General features: G+C 42.4%; 3 protein-coding genes. All 3 read left to right on the top strand.

The features are described 5' to 3' along the window. Window positions 1-631: 631 nt before the first annotated feature. Window positions 632-2,038: a hypothetical protein gene (locus tag AB1L17_RS22560; RefSeq protein WP_412847458.1), complete on the top strand. Its 1,407-nt coding sequence runs from the start codon at window positions 632-634 to the stop codon at window positions 2,036-2,038. Window positions 2,039-2,762: 724 nt separating this feature from the next. Beyond that, window positions 2,763-4,148, top strand: coding sequence for a CHC2 zinc finger domain-containing protein (locus AB1L17_RS22565; protein ID WP_412847457.1), 1,386 nt, complete (start codon window positions 2,763-2,765; stop codon window positions 4,146-4,148). Window positions 4,149-5,044: 896 nt separating this feature from the next. Then, a partial coding sequence (gene ltrA, locus AB1L17_RS22570) for a group II intron reverse transcriptase/maturase (RefSeq protein ID WP_412848888.1) occupies window positions 5,045-6,281 on the top strand: 1,237 nt, incomplete at its 3' end.

A 6,281-nucleotide genomic window follows, 5' to 3' on the forward strand; every position in this document is an offset into this window, starting at 1 on the left:
AATAGAGGACTTATAGCTCCGATTAGGACGTGTAGCTCCGAAAATTGGGGACCTGTTGCTCCGATTAGGACGTGTAGCTCCGATGAATGAGGACTTATAGCTCCGATTAGGACTTATAGCTCCGATGATTAGTGACATGCAGCTCCGATCAATACGGACCTGTAGCTCCGATCAATAAGGACGTGTAGCTCCGTTCGGGACGTGTAGCTCCGTTCGGGACTTCTGGCTCCGTTTGCCAGTTTTTGATAGTAGTGATAGTATTTCAGCAGAGAGAATCTACCAAATGAAAAAAGCCCTCGGTTCCAGCCGAGAGCTTTAGCAGGATTGTGTTCCAGCACATTCCCACCAGATGTTTGCCATTCATCAACGTAAGAGTGGTTTTCCAGGCGACTCTTACAATTACGAAATCAGACAATAAAATTGCCCAACTCCAATTGGTTACTTCTTCCTTATTGTATCAGATTTTTTTAAAAGGATGAAGAATAACCCTTAGTTTCCTGTTGTTTTTTTTTCGATAATATTCGAGTGGAAACGATAAAATTGGTTGGGTGAAGTTGATGAGAGTATATACTCTTCTTTAAACTTCGCTCTTTTTATTGTCTGTGATCCTGCAGGGAAGGAGACCAGACATATGAACAAGATTTTTGAACCATTCATCCGTAGAGCTAGAACACTGCCAAGAACACAGCTTCTAATCTGTCTGGCTCTTTTTGATAATGCATGTGATCAGGATGGTTATATTTGGGTTAGTGATCAAGAGATTGCCGAGAAAGTCGATTCCACCATTAACTATGTTCGTGAGTGCATGGCAAAAATGATCCGTGAAGGTATCCTGACAAGCCATCCTCAATTTGGAAATATGTATCGTTTTACATATGTACCGCTTTCAGTTCAATACGAGCGGGGAAATCACTACTGCAAAACATATAAACTATTCTACACGCCAAATTTCAGAAATCTGCCTGTAAACGCAATGCGGATCCTGTTGGAGGCGTTATTTGAACTGTCCAAGAGCGGACAGGATATCGTAACTCTACCAGAAAGCCGGTTTCACTCTCGCAGTGGGTTCTCCGCGCTAACATTGGATCGTAATTCCCGCTTCGACCAACTTCTCCAAACCATTCAAAATCATTGTGGGGATTATGTCACCATTCAACGGCTATTCAAGCTAAATCAGTATACGCGCAAGCAAGAAAAGTTTATTCAATTCACGTTTACACCGGTAGCACTCCAGGCTGACTCTTATAAGAAAGAGCAGCTGCTTTTGGAAAATACATTTCGCTTGAACGGTCTCCATCAATTCGCTAACAACGAGGAGAATTTAATTGCTATTTTGAAAGAACAAAAAGCACGATTTGCTTCTGCTGAACGAATTATGGAAACACACATTTTAAGGCAGCGGGAATATTTCTTTGAATGGAGCCGCCGTGTACTTCGACATGCATTTAACGAGGCACTGGATCGGTTTATCCGCATGCAACGAAAAAATCAAACTATGGATTTATCTACACCTGATCAAGTTCAAGCTTACTTTAGTTCTGTATATCAAGATTCAATCAGAGAGCAACTACAGATCATCACAAAGGACTATTATGCACGCTATACTCTTCTATCAGAAATGACAGATATTCAAGAGAAGGGTCAACATAACCTCTATACCAAATTTTCAAACCGCCTTGAACAAAACGGATTTCTGCCTTATTCAAAAGAGGAGATTTTTCAAGAGGTAGCATTGCGCGCATCACTGGTCAAACTGCTTGAAGAAATGCTAACTGGATGGGTTCGTGCTCGATTGGGCAAGGATGCTGAAGGAAAGTCAAAACTGCGTTCCCGCTTCTCTACAAAAGAAGAGGCGATAGATTTTGTCAAAGCATTATGCGAGAAAGAAGCAGAAGGCTATAAACTCCTTTCTACCGGTTTTAAAGGGCTCATTAGTTCTTCAGCAACGGCTGCTTTCAATATCATCCAGGATACGATGATTCAATTACGCGATGCTGCGCTAGCAGAAATTAATAAGCTATTTCCGAAAACAGCATAATTCATTACCTTTTTTTGTAAACAAATACGAATTGTAGCCACTCAACCTTCAAGGAAGTGGCTATTGGTGTTGGATTTATTGGAATTGATCCATTCTTTTCAACCCGTTATGGCCTTAATAATCCGATTTTAGAAGAACCCCCGTGATCCAAATCAGCTATCGGGGGTTTTTGTTTGGTAAAAAAAGGTATTCAATAACTGTGAATATTGCATTGAAATCTGGTAATATTGAAAATATCAGTGGGAATTCTGCATAATCCTTGGGGAAACTGCATTCTGCTATGTGAATCATGAATGACGCTTGCTAGAGTTGCACGAAGACACACGTCAAACGTAGGGGTGACACGGCTTTTCAAAGGAATGTTTTCCTATGGTATTAAACTCTATTGTTTTAAAATATGTCTAAAGTATATATCTTAATAATTGTACTGAATGATGATTTATATTGGTAAGGTTTCGCTTCCGCTCATTATTTCATCCTTGGATATCCTTACAATTCTATTCAAGTTATGATATAATCAGACCTATTAACAAAGAATTAATTTACTGTTCTAGCCACAGGCAAGCGCTCGTGGATAAATGATTTGCGTGTAGCAAAAAACGCCGAATTAGGTATTGGATACTCGATTGCTATTAGGTAATTGGGTTAATTCATCGTCTAATTGGGCGTTTTTTTTATGCCCAACATTAACCAACCAACGATTAATCAAAAGGAGAGAGGTTTTATGAAATTTGCGCCGTCTTTTATCGATACTATTCGCTCAGTATCGGTTCTTGAACTCGCAGAAAGGATGAATCATGCTCCACAACGTAGGGGATCTAGCTATGTTGTATTTTGTCCGAACCCGCTACATGAGGAGAAAACTCCGGATTGCTACATTGAACCACGTCGGAATTTTTTTAATTGCTTTGGCGGTGGAGGATGTGGAGCAAAGGGAGATGCTATTAAATACTGGAGCTGGGCAGTATTCGGATCCTATGACCCGAAACAGCATTATATTGAAGCTCTTGTTGGCATAGCCAAAGTAATGAATATCCCTGTAGAATATGAAGGGAGTACATCAACAGTTGCCACCCAAAAGAGTCAATCAGTTTATTCTACACAAGGAGCCAACCCCTCTTATGTAAAATCACCACGAAACGAGGTAGAAGCTCGAAGTGCAGTTGATTGCGATCGCATTTATCGCAAGTTTCTCAGCTTGTGCTCGTTACTACCGGAACATGCGATGGAGTTAATTGGGCCGAAGCGTCAGTATACCAACGAGCAGGTTGTAAGTCTTCTTATACGCTCTGTCCCAGCCCGTGAAGATGTCCAATCTATCATTCGTAAGCTGCTTGATTCTGGAGAATCCTTGGACCGTGTTCCAGGGTTTACGAAGCGCTTAAGAAAAAATGGTGATCCTAGCATTGAGAAAGACTGGTACTGGACAATTAATGCGTCAAAGGGGTATTTTATACCCGTTAGAGATGAAAATGCTCGAATTGTTCGGCTACGGGTTGCAACGGGAGGAACACCCAAATACATTTGGTTTAGTTCACCTCCCAATGTGTCTCTGATTGACAATCAATGGGTCTTCGATAATTCCATTATGGAGCGGGATCGGGAGAAAAATCTAATTCACATGAGCCGCGGAGGAGCACCCTCAGGAGCTCCAATTAATGTGGTAGCCCCACAAAAATTAATGAATATCTGGGATCCTGGTACTCATATTTCTAGCATAATGATGGTAAATGAAGTACTAGTTACAGAAGGGGAACACAAATCTACTATCTCGGCCAATAAGCTTAAGCGATTAGTCCTTGGTTTACCTGGGGTAGGAAACTGGAAAGATGTTGTTCCTCTTGTACAAGCATGGGGAGTGCAGCGCCTGGTACTGGCTTATGATTCAGACGCTCTTTACTCCGAAACGAAAGTGGCGGGTAAGAATGTCGAGGTATTCAAAGCCTTAGTGGAATTTGCTAAATCTCTATTGGCTATTGGTTTAGATGTTGTTCTATGGACTTGGAATTCCAATGATGGGAAAGGTTTGGATGATCTACTCCTTTCCAATAAACTTCCCACGGAAATTGATCTACGTACTCGAGAAAAGCGACCTGTTCAATTCGCTTAATTATCGAGTTTTTTAACATTCAGCACCAGCTGTAAAACGACCAATATCATTTAAAGGAGAAAACGGAAGATGCCTCTTAATCTTCATATTATTACTGGAAACCTTACGGACGACCCAGATTTGAGGTATACACGTGCGCCACGTTTCGCCTAACCTACAACTGTAGGGAAAAGCGACGGACTTTGACGGTATCTAGGTGCACCCTAATACTCGCACGTCAAAGTCAAGAACTCTGTTTCTGAAATCTTCCGTGAAACGCGGAAGCCATGCCGAATCCACAAGTTACGCTTGGCATGAGGGCTAAGACTCCTACAGGCGGACATTGGCTGACACCAATAGCTGTCTGAGAGCTAGGTAAAGTCGTAATCCAAGTAACCTAAGTCCGAAAGGATATGGCGAAAGTGATGCGGGCCTCCTTAAAAGCCGACTCATGGTGAGGAAGTTAATCCGAACGTATGCAGCCTCGTAACGCAAGTTCACCCGAAAGGGGCAATGGGATACGTTGTAATATCTTGTGTGTTGGTATTACAACTGCGGATTTGAAATAATCCGTAAAGACGTGGAACAACTGGGATTCAAAACACGTCTAGGTTCCCCGGGGTAGGGTACGCACCTAAAAGTCAGTAAACATAGGGATAGGAAGCAGGGAACGTGGGAGATCCCACTTAACGGAGGATGTCAGTCCGTTGAGGTTTTGTGGGAAGTCAGAGCCCCCGTAGTAGTCCGAGAACGGGAAAGCCGTTTACATGGCGAAGGGGGGCAGTCGGATTGATAACTGCCACTAAAAGAACCTTGACTTGAGTTAACGCTGGAGGATTGTACAGTCCGAAAGTCTATCGCTAACTCATCTCTGCTTGGATAGTTTCTTCCTATTACATATAGGAAGGACTGAGAAGATGAGGGTTAATGCTCAAGTCGAGTCGGAGACTGAACTAAAATCAGTACTCGACACCCTATACAGGCAGTCTCAAGACGGAAAGTCCTTCACTGGATTATATGAGTTAATTACTAACGAACAAACCATCATAACTGCTATACACAACATTAAGTCCAACAAGGGCAGTATGACGGCAGGTATCGACAAGAAAGTCATTAGAGACTATCTTCAGATGCCGAGGGAAAAGTTGCTTCGAACCATTAAAACATGCTTCGAAAGCTACAACCCCCAACCAGTTAGGAGAAAACTCATTCCTAAAGGGAACTCCGACAAAATGAGACCGTTGGGAATACCGACGATGCAGGACAGAATCATTCAGGAATGCGCCAGGATAGTCCTAGAACCCATCCTCGAAGCGAAATTCTATCCACACAGCTACGGCTTTAGACCATATCGGTCAACTCATCACGCCATAGCAAGGATAGCAAGTCTCATCAATATTGGTGAGTTTAGATTCGCAATCGAAGGAGACATTAAAGGCTACTTCGACAACATCGACCACTCACTCCTCATCAACAAACTCAGTAAAATGGGTGTAATTGATAAGAGGGTGCTGGCACTCGTCATGAAAATGCTTAAAGCAGGAATAATGAACGAAGGCGTGTTTGAAGAATCCACTCTAGGATCACCGCAAGGTGGGATTATCAGCCCCCTGCTTGCAAACGTATATCTGAACGACTTTGACTGGATTGTATCAAGCTGGTACGAAAATCCTTACCAACTAGAACAGTATTCCAACGAAAAGAACGCCAGACGTGCAATGAGGCAAAAGGGAATCGAACCTGTATTTCTCGTGAGATACGCTGACGACTGGGTTATCTTGACCAAATCCAGAGAAGAAGCTGAAAGACGGTTAAAAGCACTCAATAAATACTTTGAGGCTAAGCTGAAACTGCAACTTTCTCCTGATAAAACAGTCATTACTGACCTTACTGAGAAAGCAATGTCATTCCTAGGGTTTTGGCTGAAAGTCGAAAAGCCAAGAACCTTTACAGGTAGAACGGGTAAAGTAAGAAAACGCCCACTAACCTGCAAGGTTTACCCGAATACCAAGAAGCTGAACGAAAAGTTCAGGGAAGTCCTCGACAAAATCAAGAGCCTGAAAACTACCGTCTGCGAATATCAAAAGGCTGTCGTAATCGAAGAGGTAAACTCGATGATAGTCGGTTTATCGCTCTACTACAACAAGTCGATTT

Origin of the sequence: Brevibacillus jepli (assembly GCF_047229145.1) — a bacterium.
GTDB lineage: Bacteria > Bacillota > Bacilli > Brevibacillales > Brevibacillaceae > Brevibacillus.